Here is an 18,286-nt window from a genome sequence, read left to right on the forward strand (position 1 = left end):
ACCCAGGATCGTCGCCATCGTCGCCACCATGCGAAAGCTCCTCACAATCCTCAACGCCATCATCCGGGACAATAAACCATGGCAAAGCGCTTGACGCACAAGACAGTCGCTCTGCCCTGCCGGGCATCTCCCCCACAGGTGGGGAGATCACAACAGGCACGATCCCCGCTTCCAAATAAGCGGCACCCTCAAGAGCCAAATCACTTATACATGCCGTCACGCAGGTTGATGCCGTATTCCACATAGGCCTTCAAGGCGCAGAGCATCTGCGACCAGCCCTGGCAGTTGCCGTAGGAGGCTGAAAGGCCGCCGGGTGTTTCGCGCCAGCCTTCCTCGGCGATCGTCACCAGCGTGCGATCGCCCTCCAGTGGCTCGAAGGTCATGGTGACCGTCGTCTTGTAGTGGGCGGGGATGACGTTTTCCGGTCCCTGTTCGGCCGCATTGCCCTCCGTCGCGTCCCAACGCAGCACGATCTTGCTGTTCTTTTCCACCTCGACGACTTCAACAGGAAAAGCGCCCGGGAAATCGTGAAAGTCCCAGGTGACAGTCGTGCCGGTCTCTAACCGCCCCTTGGCGCCGCCAGTGGTGAAATAACCCGAAAGCTTTTTGGGATCGGCGACGGCCTCGAACACTTCCTTGACCGGTTTTGAAATCCGGCCGGATACCTTGAATTTCAGTTCCATGATCTTTCTCCCTTGTTTCTCCCTGCATTATGTTATAAAAATATAACATGTCAAGCAGTGAAAAAAACGACCGTATTTTCAAGGCTCTAGCAGCTCCGGTTCGCAGGGAGATTCTGGACGAGCTGAAGGACCGGCCACAGACGACGGGCGATCTCTGTGCCCGGTTTCCGAAGCTCGACCGCTGCACCGTCATGCAGCATCTGAAAGTTCTGGAGGGGGCCGACCTGGTGCTGGTGAAGCGCGAGGGCCGGGAGCGCTGGAACCATTTGAACCCGCTGCCGATCAAGGCGATCCACGACCGCTGGATCGGCGCCTATGCGGCGCATGCCGTGGATATGCTCGACCGGATGAAGCGGGATCTGGAAGACTAGCGGATCAGCAGCGCCGTGCCGTAAAGCCCGAGCGCGAAAACGGTGTGGGCGGCGAAGTTGAGAAAGCGAACCTTGTTCGGCCTCGGCGTCTTCGAAGCGGCCCAGCCGAGGCCAAGGCCGGGCTGCATCAGAAACCAGCCGGCGCCGATGGTGACGATGCCGAGGATCCACGCGGGAATGAAGGTGGGCGCGGCGAACCAGTTCTGCCCCATGACCAGGGCGAGGATCAGACCGTAGAGAACACCGATGGCGTAATGGCCGGCCCAGCCGAGAGCCAGTTCATGTTCGTAGGGTTCGGCTGCCGCGATGCTGTCGTGAAACACCTTTCCGCGGTGCAGGTGCCAGAACCAGCGCCCGGCCGGAGCCCAGTTGGCCTTGGGCTGGCCGAAGACCCTGTTCAGCACGATCGCCCAGAGGTCCATCAGGATGGTGGCGCCGAGCCCGATGAGAATGCCGCGCCAGAGAAGTTCGATCATGAGAGGCCGCCGGAGAGAGGGAAGTTCAATTCCAATCTCTATGAGGTCCGGTTTGGGCTGTCGAGATCCTCCGGGCTCCGAGACTAGGGAAACATCTTGTCGGCGGTGGCTGTCGCGAGCGTCTTGCCGCCGGCGTCCAGAGCATTCACCGTGAAGCGGTATTTGTGCTGGCCGGAGGGAGGGCAGGGGCCGGTATAGCTGAAGGCGCCGTAGGCGAGTGATTTCTGGCCGGAATAGTCCACCTTGCCGCCGCCGTGGTTATACTCCGGCGCGTTCATATCCTTCATGCGGATATCGAGCGCCTTGGTGCCGGCCGGCACGCCCGACAGCGAGATCGGCGGCGATTTCGAATCGAAACATTTTTTTGTCGGTCCCCAGTCGAAGGAGACCTTCATATCCGCCATTGCGGCGGTACACGATGCCAGGAGAAATGCGATCACCATCAATCCGCGCATGACAATCCCCAATCGATCACGGTCGAAGCAACAGGAGGTAGACTAGGCTTTCGCGTGCATCTGTCAACGGAAGTCGCGCATAGATGGTGGATGACCGGGCTGAGGAACTAACGTTCTGGAAGCAGAGGAGCGCCGGGTTGCATGACCATGCGTTGCGGTTGTGCCTTTCATCAAAAACTTTGAAATGTTCACGTATTGTTTCGGTTTTCCTTTACCGCTATGTAGGCAGCCCGGCGAATTGATCGTCTTTCAAGAAAACACCATTGCTAGAGAGACATTTAATGCTCGACCCGAAATTTGTCCGCCGAGGCCTTTTCCTCGTCTTCATGATCCTGTTCCTGGATATCATCGGGATCGCGATCATCATGCCGGTGCTGCCGACCTTCCTGCGCGAGCTGACCGGCGACGACATGAGTGCGGCGGCCGTCGACGGTGGCTGGCTGCTGCTTATCTATTCCGGCATGCAGTTTCTGTTTGCGCCGCTGCTTGGCAATCTCAGCGACCGTTTCGGCCGTCGGCCAATCCTGCTCGCCTCGGTCCTCACCTTCGCTCTCGACAACCTGATCTGCGCGGCCGCCACCAGTTTCTGGATGCTGTTCGTCGGTCGTGTGCTGGCCGGCATTTCCGGCGGCAGTTTTGCCACCTGCTCGGCCTATATTGCCGATATCAGCAATGAGAAAAATCGCGCCAAGAACTTTGGCCTAATCGGGATCGCCTTCGGCGTCGGTTTCACGGTCGGGCCGGTGATCGGAGGGCTGCTCGGCGAACTCGGGCCGCGTGTGCCGTTCCTTGGCGCCGGGCTCTTGTCGCTTGCCAATTTCGTCGCTTCCTGGTTCCTGCTGCCGGAGACGCTCGACAAGGCGAACCGCCGCAAGTTCGAGTTGAAGCGCGCCAATCCGCTCGGTGCGCTGCGCCAGATGCGCCATTATCCGGGCATCGGCTGGATCATGCTGGTGATGTTCCTCTATTGGTTGGCGCACGCGGTCTATCCGTCCGTCTGGTCCTTCGTGTCCACCTATCGTTACGGCTGGAGCGAGGGGCAGATCGGCCTGTCGCTCGGTCTGTTCGGTATCTGCGCCGCGTTTGTTATGGGCTTCATCCTGCCGAAACTGGTGCCTGTGCTCGGCGAATGGAAGACTGCGGTGCTCGGGCTTTGTTTCTGCTGTCTCGGCCTTACCGGTTATGCCTTCGCGTGGCAGGGGTGGATGGTCTATGCCATCATCCTTGTGACGACGATCGAGAACATCGCCGATCCGGCGCTGCGCAGCATTGCTTCGGCCAAGGTGCCGCCGTCGGCCCAAGGGGAGCTGCAGGGCGCGATGACGAGCCTCACCAGCCTGACGACGATCGTCGGTCCGGCGATCTTCACGCAGCTGTTCAGCGCGTTCACGGGGGAGCATGCGAAAATGGAGTTCGCGGGCGCGCCATACATGATGGCGGCGATTTTCATGGCTTGTGCCATTTTGGTGTTCCTGAGCCGGATTTCACGGAAAACACAGGTGGTTGGGCGCGAAACCGAGCTCACGCATCAGATTTCTTGAAGAAACGTCCAAAAATACTGCTGAATCGCCTGTAAGTGTTGCCGCACGGATGATGCTCCTCTATAGGCTGTGTCATCCGCCGCTCGCCAGTTTCTGGAAGCGGCTTTTTTCGTCTGCGGAGGAGTGTCATGTCGAGCCTTTCCACCACCATGGCTGTGACGGTGACGGACAATTCCTGGTCCACGCATATGCGCGCGACCCTTGCCCTCGGCGTGCCGCTGGTCGGCGCGCAGCTGGCACAGATGGCGATCAATACGACCGACGTCATCCTGGTCGGCTGGCTCGGCACGACCGAACTCGCCTCCGTCGTGCTCGCCACGCAGATGTTCTTCCTGGTCTTCATCTTCGGCACCGGTTTCACCAGCGCCGTGGTGCCGATGGTGGCGCAGGCGCTCGGGCATGGCGATAGCCGCTCGGTGCGTCGGTCGGTTCGCATGGGGCTGTGGATCGTGCTTGCATTCGGGGTGCTGACGGCGCCGATCCTGTGGTTCTCGGCACCCATCCTTCTGGCGCTCGGGCAGCAGCCGGATGTCGCGGCAAATGCACAGAGCTATTTGCGCATCGCCCAATGGGGCATTTTCCCGGCGCTGGGGCTGATGGCGCTTCGAAGCTTCGTCACCGGGCTCGAGAAGGGCGGCATCGTGCTTTACGTCACGATCGTGATGTTCCTCATCAATGCCAGCCTTGCCTATCTGCTGATCTTCGGTCATTTCGGTGCACCGGAAATGGGCCTGCACGGGGCGGCAATCGCTTCCGTCGCCGCCAACCTGTTCGGTTTCGTGGCCGCTCTCCTTTATGTGGAAAGCCAGCCGAAGATGCGCGCTTACGAGATCTTCGTGCGCTTCTGGCGGCCGGACTGGAGCATGGTGCGCGAGATTGTCGTGCTCGGCCTGCCGATCAGCTTCACCATTCTGGCGGAAACCAGCCTGTTTTCGGCTGCCTCCCTGCTGATGGGCATCATCGGCAAGCTGGAACTCGCAGCCCACGGCATCGCGCTGCAGCTCGCAGCGATCGCCTTCATGATCCCGCTCGGCCTGTCGCAGGTGGCGACGGTGCGCGTCGGGCTGGCCAATGGCCGCGGTGATCTTCTAGGCGTCAAGCGGGCGGCGCTTGCCGTGCTTGCGGTCAGCGTCCTGTTCACCACAATCGGCAGCGTGCTGTATGCGACGATCCCGCACTTCTTCGGCAATCTCTTCCTGGATACACGCAAGGAGGACGCCGCGACCGTGCTGAAATTGGCGGTGCCGCTGATCGTCATCGCCGGGGCTTTCCAGCTGGTCGACGGGCTACAGGTGGTCGGGGCCAGCCTGTTGCGTGGCCTCAAGGACACCAGGGTGCCAATGGTGCTGGCGCTGATCGCCTATTGGCCGATCGGTTTCGCCTGCGCCTGGGTCTTCGCGTTCCCGCTCGGGTTTCGCGGCGAAGGCGTCTGGTTTGGCTTCGTCACCGGCCTCGCAGCGGCCGCGGTTCTGCTTTGCGGCCGCTTCTGGCTGCTGGTGAGACGCCAGGCCAGAACGACCCGCTGAAGAGCCAGCGGACCGTCTTTGTTGGTCAGGCCGGTTGGAGCTCTTGTAAAACCGCCCTGTGGTAGAAGCCGACATTGGTCTCTACGCCGAGGCGTCGGCTCAACGCCTGCCTATCGATGCCTGCCTCCTCATCGGATTTTGCGACTGCGGCAATGACCGGCTGAAGAGCGTGCTCGCCTTCGAACTGGAGGATGGTGATGATGTTGAACAGTCCGGCGCTGGAAGCCTGTTCCAGGATCAGGTCGTCGACGAAGCCCGGCTGGGCACGGATAACCTTATGCGTTCTGTGAACCAACGCCATGAATTCTTCGCGCCCTTCGACCGGGACCGCAAACCTGTTGACGCGAAAAATGCGTCGATTCTGTATTTCGCTCATATGAAAAACCCCTGCTCGATCTTGAACAGGGGCGTTTATGGGACCTCAACCAATGTTGAGGTCAATAGGCGGCTGCGGATTTTTTAAGCGCGCTGGAATTCAGCGCTCGGCGAGGGCGGGCTCGCCCTTCTTCTCGCGCACCATGTTGATGAAGCGACGGAAGAGATAGTGGCTGTCCTGTGGGCCGGGCGAGGCTTCCGGATGATGCTGGACCGAGAACACCTGCTTGCCAGTGACGCGCAGGCCGCAATTGCTGCCGTCGAAGAGGGAAATGTGAGTCTCCTCAACGCCTTGCGGCAGAGACTTCGAATCCACCGCGAAGCCGTGATTCATCGAGACGATCTCGACCTTGCCGGTGGTGTGGTCCTTGACCGGGTGGTTGGCGCCGTGATGGCCCTGATGCATCTTTTCGGTCTTGGCGCCGAGCGCCAGGCCGAGCATCTGGTGGCCAAGGCAGATGCCGAAGGTCGGGATATCCGTCTTGATGACGTCCCTGATGACCGGCACGGCATATTCGCCGGTCGCGGCCGGGTCGCCCGGGCCGTTCGACAGGAAGATGCCATCCGGCTTCAGAGCCATGATGTCTTCCGCAGAGGTCTGGGCGGGCACCACCGTCACCTTGCAGTCGAGGCCAGCGAAAAGGCGCAGGATGTTGCGCTTTACGCCGTAGTCGACGCAGACGATATGGTATTTTGCGTCTTCCGGCTTCAGGTCGTCATACCCTTCATTCCAGACCCAGGGCTTCTGGTTCCATTGCGAGGACTGACCGGAAGTCGCTTCCTTGGCGAGGTCGAGGCCTTCGAGCCCGCTCCATGCCCTGGCTTCGGCCTTCAGAGCCTCGATATCGAAGACGCCGTTGGGGTCATGGGCGATGACGGCGTTCGGTGCGCCGTTCTGGCGGATCCAGGCGGTGAGCGCGCGGGTGTCGATGCCCGAAAGGCCAATGATGCCGCGGGCTTTCAGCCAGCCGTCGAGATCCTTAGAGGCGCGGTAGTTGGAGGATTCGGTGATGTCGGCCTTGAAGATGGTGCCGACCGCGCCGCGGCGAGCTGCCGGCGTCAGGTCCTCGACGTCTTCTTCGTTGGTGCCGATATTGCCGATATGCGGGAAGGTGAAGGTGACGATCTGGCCGAGATAGGAAGGGTCGGTCAGGATCTCCTGGTAACCGGTCAGCGCGGTGTTGAACACCACTTCGGCCGGCACCTTGCCGGTTGCGCCGATCCCGGTTCCTTCGATCACGGTGCCATCGGCCAGAACGAGCAATGCGGTGGGTTTCTTGGTGGTCCAGGGAGCGGTCGCGGTCATATCCATCCTTCTGCCTCACCGGTCCCGTCCCTTGAAGAGACAGGCTGCGAGGGCCATTTATGGTCGTGAGAGACGGGCGCGCGGAATCCCGGCGCAAGCCCTAACCCTCTAAATCTCGTGCAGGTGCCGGAAAATAGACAAAGCAGGCGAGGTGGTCAATCTCGGCGCCGAAGAATTCCATGGGGATTATAAGCCATCGGATTCAAGGATTTGGGCGAATTGATTTGATCGCCTCCGGCCCGTCGTCTATGACAGCGGTGTGAATGCCAAGGAAAAGCCACAATTCACGATGCCTGCGCCCAGGCTTTTCCCAAGGAGAAAAATGATGTTGCGCGACAAGCTTTCGGATGCGCTCAAGGACGCCATGAGGGCCAGGGAAACCCGCCGGCTTTCGACCGTGCGGCTGATCCAGACTGCGATCAAGGATCGCGATATCGCCAATCGCGGTCTCGGCAAGGACCCGGTCAGCGACGACGATATCCTGCAGATTCTGCAGAAGATGGTGAAGCAGCGCGAGGAATCGGCGAAGATCTACGAAGACGCCGGCCGTGCCGAACTTGCGACGCAGGAACGCGAGGAAATTGACGTCATCAAAGGTTTCATGCCCGAGCAGCTGTCGGACGAGACGGTGCAGGAATTGATCAAGGCGGCGATCGCCGAGTCCGGCGCCCAAGGCCTGCGCGACATGGGCAAGGTCATGGCGGTGCTGAAGGAAAAGCATCCGGGTCAGATGGATTTCGCCAAGGCTTCCGGCGTGGTGAAAGAGCTTTTGAAGTAGGCGGCCCTTTTTTAGGCCGGTGAACGAAAGGCGGGAATCCGGTCACCGGATTCCCGCCTTTTTGCTCTTTCGGATCTTGCCGGCCGACAGCGGACTTGCCGCCGGCGAGATGGTCCGGGGCGCTGCGAAACACTGCGACACGCCCCGTCCGAAGAGCGAAGGAGCTGGACGGTCGAAAAGGCCGTGCCCGATGGCATTTTCGCTGGGGGCTTCGACGCTTTCGATTTTGAGGTGAGGCTAGACGCGCCAATCTGTGTTTGCAAATTACAAAAAGATAATCCGGATTGCTTGTTTCCGGCCTGAAATTTGCCGAATATCGAAGCATGGGAGTGTCATTTCTTGTGACTCTTCTGTTCGCGCATGTAGTGCCTGAGCACCGCGTTGATGCGGGTCTGGTAACCCTTGCCGGTGGACTTAAAGAAATCGATGACGTCCTCATCCACGCGAAGGGAGATTGACTTCTTGGGCTTCGGCACGACGAGCACGGCCTTGGACCAGTCGATATCCTTGAACTCCGCCCAATCGGGATCGTCCGCAATCGCGCGGTCGATATCCTCATCGGTCATGGCGTCGACACGCGCCCAGTCGGTCTGGCTTTTTTCGCCCTGGGCACGCTTCAAGCGAAGTTCATCGAGGGTAACGGTCGTAATAGAGTCTTTGCTCATTCTGTCTGGCCGCCCGTGCTGAGATGATCCGGCATTTTTCGCCTCTCATGGTATAAACGACTGCTATGAGGCGATCCGTATCGGGACAAATTGCAAGGGTGCGGACTTCTCCATTTCGATCCGAGCGAAGTTCGAGACGGGGCTCTTGGAGGGCGAACACCACATCTTCGAAATCGATCTGATGCTTTTCAAGATTGGTTCTCCGCTTGCCTTCATTCCACTCGAAGAGGGAGAGCGGTTCTTGCTCACGATTCATAACGATACCTAAAAGACTTCAGTTGCCTTCAGGCACGTAATGCGCCATGTGTGTAGGCAATATGTATATACAGAGGCGCAAGTTAGTCAAGCCTTTGGACAGCTTGCCTGTGAATAGCGGGCAGCATTTCTCTTGTTGGTGGCGTTCCTTTCGAGCCGTGCTTATATGGACGCCAAGCAGAGGTGAAGATGCGCTTTTCCAACAGTTTTCTCGACGAGATTCGCGACCGCGTGCCGATATCGGGCGTGATCGGCCGGCGGGTGACGTGGGATCGGAAGAAGACCAACGTCTCGCGCGGCGACTACTGGGCCTGCTGCCCCTTCCATGGCGAGAAGAGCCCAAGCTTTCATTGCGAGGACCGCAAGGGCCGATACCACTGCTTCGGCTGCGGTGTCACAGGCGACCATTTCCGGTTCCTGACCGATCTCGAAGGGCAGAGTTTTCCCGAAGCGGTGCAGACTGTCGCAGACATGGCCGGCATCGCCATGCCGCAGCCGGACCCCCAGGCGGAGAAGCGCGAGAAGGAACGCACGACGCTGCTCGACGTCATGGAGCTGGCGACGCAATTTTTCCAGGACCAGCTCCAGAGCGCCGTCGGGGCCAAAGCGCGCGCCTACCTGCGCGACCGCGGGCTGACCGGCCGCACGATCGAGACCTTCCGTCTCGGTTACGCATCGGAAAGCCGCAATGCGCTGAAGGAACATCTGGCCGGCAAAGGCGTGCCGAAGGACCAGATCGAGGCTTGCGGCCTTGTGGTGCACGGGGAGGGGATCGCTGTCTCCTATGACCGCTTTCGCGACCGGGTGATGTTCCCGATCCTGTCGTCGCGGGAAAAGGTGATCGCGTTCGGCGGCCGTGCCATGGCGCCGGATGCGCCGGCGAAATATCTCAACTCCAATGAGACCGAGCTCTTCCACAAGGGGCAGGTGCTCTACAATTTTTCACGGGCACGACGGGCTCAGGGTGTCGGCAAGCCTGGACAGGGCGAGGGCACGATCATCGCCGTCGAAGGCTACATGGACGTCATTGCGCTGCATCAGGCGGGCGTCGAGAATGCCGTGGCGCCGCTTGGCACGGCGCTTACCGAAAACCAGCTCGAGCTTCTCTGGCGGATGACTTCCCAGCCGGTGCTCTGCTTTGACGGCGACGACGCCGGCCTCAGGGCAGCAAGCCGTGCCGCGGATCTGGCGCTGCCGTTCCTGAAGCCGGGAAAATCGGTGCGTTTCGCGCTGCTTCCCGACGGCAAGGATCCGGACGATCTCGTTCGCCATGAAGGCCGCGCGCCCTTCGACAAGGTGCTCAAGGAAGCAAAGCCGCTGGTGGAGATGATCTGGCAGCGCGAGGCGGCGTCGGCAAGTTTCGATACGCCGGAAAAGCGTGCCGAACTCGAAGCGCGGCTGAAGCAGATCGTTTCCGTCATCGCCGACGAAAACGTGCGCCGGCATTACCAACAGGCCATCCGTGACCGGCTGAACAGCTTCTTCGCGCCGGCTCAGCGCGGCGGCAATGATCGGCGCCAGAATTTTCAGCGCGGCGGCGGTGCTGGTGGCAGGCCGGGGCAGGGTGGCCCGCCGCAGGGGCCGCGTGCTGCGGGAAGGGCCGCCGGCGTTTCCGACCGGCTTGCGCGCTCTGGTCTCGTGCGTGGTTACCGCGACCTGCCAGCGCTGCGGGAAAGCGTGCTGGCGCTCACCATCGTCAACCATCCCCAGTTGCTGCTGGAGGAATATGACGAGATTGCCGCGATCGATTTCGAGAACCGCGCCCTGCAGCGCTTCTGGTCGGCGATGTTGCCGGCAGCCGCGACTGTGGGCGCCAACCTTTCGCGCGAATATCTGATGCAGCGGCTTGCCGGCGAGGGGTTTGACGTCATCCTGAAGTCGCTGGACCAGCAGGTGCGCAACGCGCGGCTCTGGACTGCGACCGAGATCGCCGCGCTGGAGGATGCCCGCGAGGGGTATCGCCAGGCGCTGTCGCTGCACAAGCGCACCAAGGCGCTCAGGCTCCAGAAGATCGATCTGGAGCGGGAAATCGCCGAAACGACGGAAGCGGGCGATGCCGGCGAGATCGAGCCGCTGCTACGTGCGCTGTCGGAAGTCCAGCTCGAAATCCTCCGCATGGAAAACCAGGAAGCGATCATCGACGGGTTCGGTGTGCTTTCGGGCCGGGTAAAGGGGGCGGCCGTCAGCCACGGCTGAGGGACCTGCGGTTGGTGAAATCCTGCCCTTGCCGAATGATGACGTGGCTCTATCCTATGCGGCATCGAGTCGCTTGAGCGGGGAGCTTGATGCGGATTACCGGAAGCTGTCATTGCGGCAATATCGCTTTCAATGCGGAAGGCGAGTTCGATACGGCGATGGAATGCAACTGTTCTTTCTGCTGGCGCAAAGGGGTGTTGCTGGCTTTCGTTCCGCGCAGTCAGTTCCAGCTCGCTACCTCGCGGGAGAAACTATCTTCCTACCAGTTCAACAGGCATGTGATCACGCATTACTTCTGCGCCTATTGCGGCATCGCGCCGTTCAGTGAGGCGACGATGCCGAATGGTACGGAGATGGCGGCGATCAATCTGAGATGCGTGCCAGAAATCGACATTGCTACACTGACGGTAACCCAGTATGACGGCGCTTCCCGCTAAGGAATATGCCGGACCAAAAGCATAAACCTTTATGTCTAGGCAAACCCTTGTCTTTCAGGGCCTGCCGCCTACATATCGGTTAAATCTGGTGAGCGTACCCCTATTAGACCCCCTCAAAGGGCATATTTTCGACTTTTCCTGGGTATGACCTATGGAAAAGCTTGACGGAACGTTAATTTGTGGGAATCACCATTTCAGGCAAAATAGGCGGAGTGGGTCAATAGCACCGAACATGACCGGTGATCCTCTAGTAGGACGGTCCTGAGTCAAAAACGGCCGCCGAATGGTAATCGGGAATTAAAGGTCATTCCGTTACGTGTTGGACAGTGATTCGCGGCAAAGGCGGTCAAACCCGTCTTCAGCCGGTGGCCACGAAGCGCGGCGAAAGTGGCGTTCAGGGAAAGTGACTAAATACATGGCAACAAAAGTCAAAGAAAACGAAGAAGCTGAGAACGAACGCGAAGGCTCGCACGACGGTCCGCTTCTCGACCTTTCTGACGACGCCGTCAAGAAGATGATCAAAGCCGCCAAGAAGCGCGGCTATGTGACCATGGACGAGCTGAATTCGGTCCTTCCGTCGGAGGAAGTCACCTCCGAGCAGATCGAAGACACGATGGCGATGCTGTCGGACATGGGCATCAACGTCGTCGAAGACGAAGAGGCAGAAGAAGCCACCGCCAGCGACGATGATGCTGACGGCGATAGCGACGATAACGAGAGCGAAGGCGGCGAAATCGCCACCACCTCCAGCACCGCGCTCGCGACTGCGAAGAAGAAAGAGCCGACCGACCGTACCGACGACCCGGTGCGCATGTATCTGCGCGAAATGGGCTCCGTCGAGCTTCTGTCGCGCGAAGGCGAAATTGCGATCGCCAAGCGCATCGAGGCCGGCCGCGAAACGATGATCGCCGGGCTCTGTGAGAGCCCGCTGACCTTCCAGGCGTTGATCATCTGGCGTGACGAACTGAACGAAGGCACGACGCTGCTTCGCGAGATCATCGATCTCGAAACGACCTATTCTGGTCCCGAAGCCAAGGCTGCGCCGCAGTTCCAGAGCCCGGAAAAGATCGAGGCCGACCGCAAGGCTGCCGAAGAAAAGGAAAAGACCCGCAAGGCTCGGTTCTCCGCGGCCAATGACGACGACATCACCGCCGTCGGCGGCGAAGGCATGAACCTCGAGGAAGAGGAAGAGGACGACGACGAGTCGAGCCTTTCTCTTGCCGCGATGGAAGCCGAGCTGCGTCCGCAGGTCATGGAGACGCTCGACACGATCGCCGACACCTACAAGAAGCTGCGCAAGCTGCAGGACCAGCAGGTAGAGCAGCGTCTGGCGGCAACCGGTACGCTGTCGTCCGCCCAGGAGCGCCGTTACAAGGAACTCAAGGACGAGCTGATCACCGCGGTGAAGTCGCTGTCGCTCAACCAGAATCGCGTCGATTCTCTGGTCGAGCAGCTTTACGACATCTCCAAGCGCCTGATGCAGAACGAGGGCCGCCTGTTGCGTCTCGCCGAATCCTACGGCGTCAAGCGTGATAGTTTCCTCGAACAGTACCAGGGTGCGGAACTCGATCCGAACTGGATGAAGTCGATCGCCAATCTGGCCGCCCGCGGCTGGAAGGAGTTCGCGCGCGCCGAGAACACGACGATCCGCGATATCCGCCAGGAGATCCAGAACCTTGCAACGGAAACCGGCATCTCGATCGCCGAATTCCGCCGGATCGTCTCGATGGTGCAGAAGGGCGAGCGCGAAGCGCGTATCGCCAAGAAGGAAATGGTCGAAGCGAACCTTCGCCTCGTCATCTCGATCGCCAAGAAGTACACGAACCGCGGACTGCAGTTCCTCGACCTCATTCAGGAAGGCAATATCGGCCTGATGAAGGCGGTCGACAAGTTCGAATACCGTCGTGGTTACAAGTTCTCGACCTATGCCACATGGTGGATCCGGCAGGCGATCACCCGTTCGATCGCCGACCAGGCCCGCACGATCCGCATTCCGGTGCACATGATCGAGACGATCAACAAGATCGTCCGCACATCGCGCCAGATGCTGCACGAGATCGGCCGCGAGCCGACCCCGGAAGAACTGGCCGAAAAGCTCGCCATGCCGCTCGAAAAGGTCCGCAAGGTCCTGAAGATCGCCAAGGAGCCGATCTCGCTCGAAACCCCGGTGGGTGACGAAGAGGATAGCCATCTCGGCGATTTCATCGAGGACAAGAACGCCCTTCTGCCGATCGACGCCGCCATCCAGGCGAACCTGCGCGAAACCACGACCCGTGTTCTCGCCTCGCTCACCCCGCGTGAAGAACGCGTGCTGCGCATGCGCTTCGGCATCGGCATGAACACCGACCACACGCTCGAAGAAGTCGGCCAGCAGTTCTCGGTTACCCGCGAACGTATCCGTCAGATCGAAGCCAAGGCGCTGCGCAAGCTCAAGCATCCGAGCCGCAGCCGCAAGCTGCGGAGCTTCCTGGATAGCTGAGCGGTTTCAGCGGTTGGAAAATCAGAGACCCGGTTTGCGAGAGCAGGCTGGGTTTTTCCGTTACAGGAGGATGCTGCGCCCGCCGAGGGCGTTTGCCGCGGAAGCGAACCGCTTGTCCAGCGTAATGATTTCCGCGCCGGCTTCCATTGCGACGGCGAGATGCAGTGCGTCGCCCGAGCGGAGGCCAACGTCGATATCGTCGGCGAGCCGCGCGGCCGCGACGAAATGGCGAGAGAATATCGGGAGTATTTCGAGGGATTGAGAGGCCATGCGATTGAATCCCGCCAGTGCCAGTTGCCGCAGTTCCTGGGGCATTCGTTCGTGTCTCGCTTTCACCGAGAGTGCGGACGAAAACTCGGTGATTGTCCACTCGCTGACGAGAGTTCGCCGGTCTCCGTTCTTCGCAAACCAGTCGAGCACTCTTTCGACGGATGTCTCTCCCACCAGCAAAGCAATCAGGGCTGATGTATCGATGTAGAACATCAGTAGCGTTCGTCGTCCCTGAAACGTCGCATGAACGTTCCGGCGTCTTCACTTTGCGGAGGCATTTTCTCCCGGATCGCCTTGAGCATCTCGAAGTCGATTGGCTGCTTTTTCGATCTCGGCGGCGCCAGCTGCGCGACAGGCTGACCATCACGTAGAATCTCAACCGTCTCGCCTTGGGCGACGCGGTCAATCAATTCGCCGAGTTTTTCTTTTGCTTCCGCCAGAGTGATCGCAGTCATCGTGATCTCCTGATCATTCCCTGCAAATATACGTCCGAAGCGTCGTTTCCGCAATCAATGCCCGACCGAGCTCGAAAACACGTTGACCACGACGACGCCGGAGATGATTAGGCCGAGGCCGATGATGGCGGCGGTGTCGAGGGTCTGGCGGAACAGGATCAGGCCGACGGCCGAGATCAGCACGATGCCGAGGCCGCTCCAGATCGCGTAGGCGATGCCGACCGGCAGGGTGCGCAATGCGATCGACAGGAGATAGAAGGCAGTCGCATAACACATCCCCATCAGGATGGTCGGCAATGCGCGGGTGAACTGCTGGCTCTGCTGCAGGAAGGTGGTGCCGATGACTTCCAGCACGATTGCGCCGGCGAGCGAGCCGTAGGTGAGGATTGCCGGGTTCATTTTCGTTACTCTTGTTTCGTGAGGTTATGCAGCTGGTCGCGGAGTTCTGCGAGTTCTTTTGCCGGTAAACCGTCCGCCTCCATGAGATTGGCAAGCCAGATGCCGTCGGCCGCGTAGCGCGCGAGCTTGAAGGCCGGATGATTGTCGGTCTGCGCATGTTGCGCGAGCCGATCGCGCATCCATTCCGACCAGATTTGCCTGAGCCGCGCGTCGGTCATGCAGGAGATCGACAGCGCAGCCCAGGGGCTTTCAGGTCCGTCGCGGGTCACCTGGAAAAAGGCGTCGACATAAGCGCGCGTGAACCGGCCCCGGCCGATTTCATCCTCGCTCATCAGCCGGTCGATCTCCATATCGAGCTTGCCGAGCAGGTCTTCGAAGACGGCTTCGATCAGCGCCTGTTTGCTCGGGAAATGATGCAGCAATCCGCCCTTGGTGACGGAGGCCGCGTCGGCGACCGCCTGCAGGGTCAGGCTGCCGAGACCTTCGTCCACGGCGCATCGCGCCGCATGATCCAGGAGGGATCGCCGCACTTGTTCGGGTTGTTTTTCGCGTCTGTGAGCTTTCGACATGAATTAAAAATACCGCATGGTCGGTTTGTTTGCAACGGCAAACTCCTTCCGAATCCCATGGGAGAGGGGCGGCAGCGCAACTCGCTCCCGGAAAGCTGGATTTTGCGTCGTTTTGATCATTCGGGGACTCGATCCGGCCGGCTTTCCATCTTACATCCGCTGCCATGACGGATTTATCTGGAAAGCCGCGCGGCGACATAAGATGGGGCATTCCTGCCTCCATCCTGGTGCATGTCGTTTTCGTGGCGGCCCTGTTCTTGCACCTGCCGGCCGATTCCTCCGAGCCGCAGAAGGAGGAGACCGTCCAGGTCGAAATCGTGCCTCCGCCGGAAGAGCCCGAGAAGAAACAGGAAGAGAAGAAGAAGCCCGAGGAAAGGAAGGCCGAGGAGGCGAAACCGGAGGAGAAGAAACCTCCGGAACCTGCAAAACAGGAAGAGGCTAAGAAGGCGGAGCCTCCACCCCCGCCGCCCCCGCCGCCAAAGCAGGAGGAGGCGAAAAAGCAGGAGCCACCCCCGCCTCCGCCGACGCCTGAGGAAAAGCCCGCCGAGGAGGCCAAGAAGCAGCCTTTGCCGGTTCTGCGCCCCGTCGTTGAATTCGGTGAGAAGGATGCCGGGCCGAAGAAATCTCTGACCGGTAATGCATCGAAGGAAACGACCAATCCGCCGGCAGAGAGCAAGGCGGATGCGAAATCCGTCGAACCGGTAAAGCAGGCAAAGGAAGCACCTAAAGTCGTGGAGGCACCACCGGCCAATCCGGTGCCTGACGATATCCAACTGCCGGAGATCGGCATTGCGGCAACCAACGGATTGCAGAACGGCCCGATTGCCGGCACCTCGCCGGACACGACCAAGACCGAGATCGTGACGGCGCCGCCAACCGCGTCGCCCAAGAACGACCCGTCCAAGACGCCGACCCCTGGCAAGCCGGTCGAACTGACCGAGGCAAAGACGCTGTTTTCACAGAGCGAGACGGGTGATGCGATCGCCACGACAGCGATGGGCAATGTGCCGCGCGGGGTGCGTGCCGGTCAGCTCTGCGCGACGGAACTTCGCGAGCAACTGCGACATTCGGCTCAATCCTACAGACCGGAAATGTTGCCGGCTTATCGGCTTCCGAGCGGTACGGTGCTCGAAGTCAGGCGGGGCGCATTCCGTGCCAACGCGCAATGGTATGACCTGAGTTTCCGCTGCGAGGTTGACGAGGATGCCACCAAAATCGTCTCATTTGCGTTCGACATCGGCGCGCCGGTTCCGCAAAGCGAGTGGCGCAAGCGCGGCTTTCCGGAATTGTGAAACCCTCCGGCGACGCCTCGTCGTGACGTAGTCGATGTAGGCATCGCAAAAGGCGCCGCGTGGGTTGATTGACCCGCGAGCCGCGTCGACTATGCTGCGCCACATTCAAGATGAGGCCCGCCATGAAAGCCATGTTCTACGATGCCTTTGAAAAGGCGCCGGAAATCCGCAATGTTCCCGATCCGGAGCCGACATTTGATGGTGTCGTGGTCAAGGTCGGCGCGAGCGGGCTCTGCCGCAGCGATTGGCATGGCTGGATGGGGCATGACCCGGATATTCGCCTGCCGCATGTGCCGGGACATGAACTGGCCGGCAAGGTGGTGGCGACCGGCAAGGGCGTCATGCGTTTCAAGATCGGCGACCGGGTGACGGTGCCGTTCGTGTCGGGCTGCGGCCATTGTTCGGAATGCCATTCCGGCAACCAGCAGGTCTGCCCCAACCAGTTCCAGCCGGGCTTTACCCATTGGGGTTCGTTCGCCGAATATGTGGCGATCGACTATGCCGACACCAACCTCGTGCATCTGCCCGAAGAGATCGACGACGCGACGGCGGCGAGCCTCGGCTGCCGGTTCGCCACCTCCTTCCGGGCAGTTGCCGACCAGGCCCGCACCGGGCCTGGCGACTGGGTCGCGGTGCATGGCTGCGGCGGCGTCGGCCTGTCGGCGATCATGATCGCCACGGCGCTTGGAGCGAACGCGATCGGCATCGATCTTTCCGAAGACAAGCTGGCGTTCGCCCGCCAATGCGGAGCGGTCGCAACCATCAATGCGAGCACGGTTGCCGATGTGGTCGAGGCGGTCCGCGAGATCACCGGGGGCGGCGCGCATGTGTCGATCGACGCGCTCGGCCATCCCGTCACCTGCTTCAATTCGATCAAGAATCTCCGCCGCCGCGGCCGGCATGTGCAGGTCGGGCTGATGCTCGGCGAGCACGCCACGCCCTCGATCCCGATGGCGCAGGTGATCGGCCACGAATTGGAAATCTATGGCAGCCACGGCATGCAAGCCTGGCGCTACGACGCGATGCTCGCCATGCTGAAGGCCGGCAAGATGAAGCCGCAGCAGCTGATCGCCAAGCGGATCAGCCTGGAGGAGGCGGTTCCCGGCCTGATGACTCTCGACAGATCCGAAACACCGGGCATCAGCGTGATCACCACGTTCTGACGCGTGACCCGGCGATTGTTCGCTATCGATGGCCGGAGCATTCCGCTTCGGCCGCTTGGGCGGCGGTTTGGGGCGCCCTATATCGAACACATGCGTCGAACCCGAAAGGACGAACCATGAATGTCAGGGCACAGAAAATTCCAGGGCCGGATCACCCGATCACCGTCGAGCATAACCCCTCGCGGGTGGTCGTGAAGCTCGGCGGCAGGGTGATCGCCGACAGCGTCAATTCGCTGACCTTGCGCGAGTCCTCCTATCCGCCGGTCCACTATATCCCGCGCAAGGATGTGGATATGTCGCTCCTTGAGCGGACCGACCACCAGAGCTATTGCCCGTATAAGGGAGAGGCTTCCTATTTCAGCATTCCGGCTGGCGGCGAACGTTCGAAGAATGCCATCTGGTCCTATGAAAACCCTTACGAAGCCGTCTCCGGGATCAAGGAACATGTCGCCTTCTATCCGGACCGGGTCGATTCCATCGAGGAGCTTGGCGCGCCTGAAGCAGGTCAGTTCTGACAGGCGGATGGGCGGTCGAGGGCGCGCTTGCCGCCCTTCGGAGCGTGTGCGGGTGAAAACCTGAAGGGTGAAGAAAAATC

General features: G+C 60.4%; 21 protein-coding genes. 10 read left to right on the plus strand and 11 right to left on the minus strand.

From position 1 onward, the window contains the following. Nucleotides 1–200 precede the first annotated feature (200 nt). Nucleotides 201–683 (minus strand): SRPBCC family protein, encoded by a 483-nt coding sequence (locus tag AC1DLT_RS12445; RefSeq protein ID WP_477486927.1) that lies wholly within the window; start codon nucleotides 681–683, stop codon nucleotides 201–203. A gap of 47 nt (nucleotides 684–730) precedes the next feature. Here AC1DLT_RS12445 and AC1DLT_RS12450 point away from each other — a divergent pair, with 47 nt between their 5' ends. After that, nucleotides 731–1,054, plus strand: coding sequence for an ArsR/SmtB family transcription factor (locus AC1DLT_RS12450; RefSeq protein WP_247036427.1), 324 nt, complete (start codon nucleotides 731–733; stop codon nucleotides 1,052–1,054). Here the strand turns inward: AC1DLT_RS12450 and AC1DLT_RS12455 are convergent. Further along, nucleotides 1,051–1,530 (minus strand): DUF2938 domain-containing protein, encoded by a 480-nt coding sequence (locus AC1DLT_RS12455; protein ID WP_247036428.1) that lies wholly within the window; start codon nucleotides 1,528–1,530, stop codon nucleotides 1,051–1,053. The genes AC1DLT_RS12450 and AC1DLT_RS12455 overlap by 4 nt on opposite strands. An 83-nt stretch (nucleotides 1,531–1,613) precedes the next feature. Then, the gene (locus tag AC1DLT_RS12460; RefSeq protein WP_247137127.1) at nucleotides 1,614–1,985 is read right to left on the minus strand and encodes a phospholipid-binding protein; all 372 of its coding nucleotides are present in this window, start codon (nucleotides 1,983–1,985) and stop codon (nucleotides 1,614–1,616) included. Between the two features lie 281 nt (nucleotides 1,986–2,266). Here AC1DLT_RS12460 and AC1DLT_RS12465 point away from each other — a divergent pair, with 281 nt between their 5' ends. Next, nucleotides 2,267–3,526 (plus strand): TCR/Tet family MFS transporter, encoded by a 1,260-nt coding sequence (locus AC1DLT_RS12465; protein WP_477486928.1) that lies wholly within the window; start codon nucleotides 2,267–2,269, stop codon nucleotides 3,524–3,526. Between the two features lie 128 nt (nucleotides 3,527–3,654). Then, the gene (locus tag AC1DLT_RS12470) at nucleotides 3,655–5,052 is read left to right on the plus strand and encodes an MATE family efflux transporter (protein WP_477482921.1); all 1,398 of its coding nucleotides are present in this window, start codon (nucleotides 3,655–3,657) and stop codon (nucleotides 5,050–5,052) included. Between the two features lie 25 nt (nucleotides 5,053–5,077). Here the strand turns inward: AC1DLT_RS12470 and AC1DLT_RS12475 are convergent, their stop codons facing one another. Next, nucleotides 5,078–5,428: an antibiotic biosynthesis monooxygenase gene (locus AC1DLT_RS12475; protein ID WP_477486929.1), complete on the minus strand. Its 351-nt coding sequence runs from the start codon at nucleotides 5,426–5,428 to the stop codon at nucleotides 5,078–5,080. A gap of 99 nt (nucleotides 5,429–5,527) precedes the next feature. After that, nucleotides 5,528–6,733: a glutamine-hydrolyzing carbamoyl-phosphate synthase small subunit gene (gene carA, locus AC1DLT_RS12480; protein WP_477486930.1), complete on the minus strand. Its 1,206-nt coding sequence runs from the start codon at nucleotides 6,731–6,733 to the stop codon at nucleotides 5,528–5,530. Between the two features lie 325 nt (nucleotides 6,734–7,058). On the opposite strand from carA, the gene AC1DLT_RS12485 reads away from it, so the two are divergent. Next, entirely contained in the window at nucleotides 7,059–7,511 is a 453-nt protein-coding gene (locus AC1DLT_RS12485) for a GatB/YqeY domain-containing protein (RefSeq protein WP_038544126.1), read from the plus strand. 332 nt (nucleotides 7,512–7,843) lie between these two features. Here the strand turns inward: AC1DLT_RS12485 and AC1DLT_RS12490 are convergent, their stop codons facing one another. Together AC1DLT_RS12490 and AC1DLT_RS12495 are read right to left on the minus strand one after the other, a co-directional pair. After that, nucleotides 7,844–8,176, minus strand: coding sequence for a BrnA antitoxin family protein (locus AC1DLT_RS12490; protein ID WP_477486931.1), 333 nt, complete (start codon nucleotides 8,174–8,176; stop codon nucleotides 7,844–7,846). Then, nucleotides 8,139–8,432, minus strand: a complete 294-nt coding sequence (locus tag AC1DLT_RS12495) for a BrnT family toxin (protein ID WP_247137132.1) — start codon at nucleotides 8,430–8,432, stop codon at nucleotides 8,139–8,141. Before AC1DLT_RS12495 ends, AC1DLT_RS12490 begins: the two co-directional genes overlap by 38 nt. A 188-nt stretch (nucleotides 8,433–8,620) precedes the next feature. On the opposite strand from AC1DLT_RS12495, the gene dnaG reads away from it, so the two are divergent. From dnaG to rpoD, 3 genes are all read left to right on the plus strand, one after another. Beyond that, nucleotides 8,621–10,627 (plus strand): DNA primase, encoded by a 2,007-nt coding sequence (dnaG, locus tag AC1DLT_RS12500; RefSeq protein ID WP_477486932.1) that lies wholly within the window; start codon nucleotides 8,621–8,623, stop codon nucleotides 10,625–10,627. 89 nt (nucleotides 10,628–10,716) lie between these two features. Next, nucleotides 10,717–11,064 carry a GFA family protein gene (locus AC1DLT_RS12505; protein WP_477486933.1) on the plus strand — a complete coding sequence of 116 codons (348 nt, stop codon included), beginning with the start codon at nucleotides 10,717–10,719 and terminating at the stop codon, nucleotides 11,062–11,064. 415 nt (nucleotides 11,065–11,479) lie between these two features. Then, entirely contained in the window at nucleotides 11,480–13,543 is a 2,064-nt protein-coding gene (gene rpoD / locus AC1DLT_RS12510) for an RNA polymerase sigma factor RpoD (protein ID WP_038544121.1), read from the plus strand. Nucleotides 13,544–13,603: 60 nt separating this feature from the next. Here rpoD and AC1DLT_RS12515 read toward each other — a convergent pair whose 3' ends face one another. The 4 genes from AC1DLT_RS12515 to AC1DLT_RS12530 are packed head-to-tail and all read right to left on the minus strand — an operon-like array spanning nucleotide 13,604 to nucleotide 15,158. After that, the gene (locus tag AC1DLT_RS12515; protein WP_038544119.1) at nucleotides 13,604–14,026 is read right to left on the minus strand and encodes a type II toxin-antitoxin system VapC family toxin; all 423 of its coding nucleotides are present in this window, start codon (nucleotides 14,024–14,026) and stop codon (nucleotides 13,604–13,606) included. Further along, nucleotides 14,026–14,268, minus strand: a complete 243-nt coding sequence (locus AC1DLT_RS12520) for a type II toxin-antitoxin system Phd/YefM family antitoxin (protein ID WP_046633083.1) — start codon at nucleotides 14,266–14,268, stop codon at nucleotides 14,026–14,028. Before AC1DLT_RS12520 ends, AC1DLT_RS12515 begins: the two co-directional genes overlap by 1 nt. 54 nt (nucleotides 14,269–14,322) lie before the next feature. Next, the gene (locus AC1DLT_RS12525; protein WP_477487232.1) at nucleotides 14,323–14,655 is read right to left on the minus strand and encodes a DMT family transporter; all 333 of its coding nucleotides are present in this window, start codon (nucleotides 14,653–14,655) and stop codon (nucleotides 14,323–14,325) included. 17 nt (nucleotides 14,656–14,672) lie between these two features. Then, nucleotides 14,673–15,158 carry a TetR/AcrR family transcriptional regulator gene (locus AC1DLT_RS12530; RefSeq protein ID WP_477486934.1) on the minus strand — a complete coding sequence of 162 codons (486 nt, stop codon included), beginning with the start codon at nucleotides 15,156–15,158 and terminating at the stop codon, nucleotides 14,673–14,675. A gap of 242 nt (nucleotides 15,159–15,400) precedes the next feature. Here AC1DLT_RS12530 and AC1DLT_RS12535 point away from each other — a divergent pair, with 242 nt between their 5' ends. The 3 genes from AC1DLT_RS12535 (at nucleotide 15,401) to AC1DLT_RS12545 (ending at nucleotide 18,206) form a co-directional block, all read left to right on the plus strand. Then, nucleotides 15,401–16,528 (plus strand): DUF930 domain-containing protein, encoded by a 1,128-nt coding sequence (locus AC1DLT_RS12535; protein ID WP_477486935.1) that lies wholly within the window; start codon nucleotides 15,401–15,403, stop codon nucleotides 16,526–16,528. Between the two features lie 122 nt (nucleotides 16,529–16,650). Continuing rightward, nucleotides 16,651–17,691, plus strand: a complete 1,041-nt coding sequence (locus AC1DLT_RS12540; protein ID WP_105437691.1) for a zinc-dependent alcohol dehydrogenase family protein — start codon at nucleotides 16,651–16,653, stop codon at nucleotides 17,689–17,691. Nucleotides 17,692–17,807: 116 nt separating this feature from the next. Beyond that, nucleotides 17,808–18,206 (plus strand): DUF427 domain-containing protein, encoded by a 399-nt coding sequence (locus AC1DLT_RS12545; protein ID WP_247039590.1) that lies wholly within the window; start codon nucleotides 17,808–17,810, stop codon nucleotides 18,204–18,206. Nucleotides 18,207–18,286 lie beyond the last annotated feature (80 nt).

Source organism: Neorhizobium sp. 05N33 (assembly GCF_056397445.1).